The 787-nt window shown below is 47.6% G+C and carries 1 protein-coding gene; it reads right to left on the minus strand.

Annotation, left to right across the window (positions count from 1 at the left end):
- Window positions 1-135: 135 nt before the first annotated feature.
- Window positions 136-787, minus strand: a 652-nt coding sequence (gene ftsE, locus B3O33_RS10130) for a cell division ATP-binding protein FtsE (protein WP_292363533.1), incomplete at its 5' end; no start/stop codon positions are given.

A 787-nucleotide genomic window follows, 5' to 3' on the forward strand; every position in this document is an offset into this window, starting at 1 on the left:
CTGCGGGTAAGAGCAATGCGATACCAATTACCAGTAGGGTCATCATGGTGGCGACTGGTTGTCGCCATAACTCACCAAGACTGGAGAGCATGACCTGTATGTGGCGCAGCAGGTAGTTATGAATATTAAATAGTTTCATGAATGATTTTCAGCGAGTTTTCCCTGCTGCAGGGTGATGTGGCGATAGGGCATCTGGTTGATCAGGTCCTGATCATGGCTGGCAATAAATACCGTTACGCCGACCTGATTAAACTGTTCGAATAAATGCATGATCTCCCGGGATAGTTCCGGATCCAGATTACCGGTTGGTTCATCCGCTAACAAAACCGGCGGACGATTGACCACCGCACGAGCAATCCCCACACGTTGCTGTTCACCCCCGGATAAGGCAATCGGCAGGTTACGTTCTTTGCCAAGTAAGCCGACCTTATCCAACGCTGCACGAACCCTGCGGCCGATTTCCCGATGATTTTCACCGGCAATAATTAACGGTAACGCAACGTTATCAAACACAGTGCGATCATGCAGCAAATTATGTTCCTGAAATACCAGACCTATTTTGCGGCGGTAGTAGGGGATTTTCCATTTCGGTAACCGGTTCAGATTTTGATTATTGACAATAACCTGACCGTGTGAACTGCGTTCTATAAGGGCGATCAGTTTCAGTAAAGTACTTTTACCTGCGCCAGAATGGCCTGTTAAAAAAGCCATTTCGCCAGTCAGCAATTCAAAGCTAAGCCCGGAAAGCGCTTCCTGCTGGCTTTCATAGCGTTTATAAACCTGTTCA

This window comes from Methylophaga sp. UBA1464 (genome assembly GCF_002325665.1).
Lineage (GTDB): Bacteria > Pseudomonadota > Gammaproteobacteria > Nitrosococcales > Methylophagaceae > Methylophaga.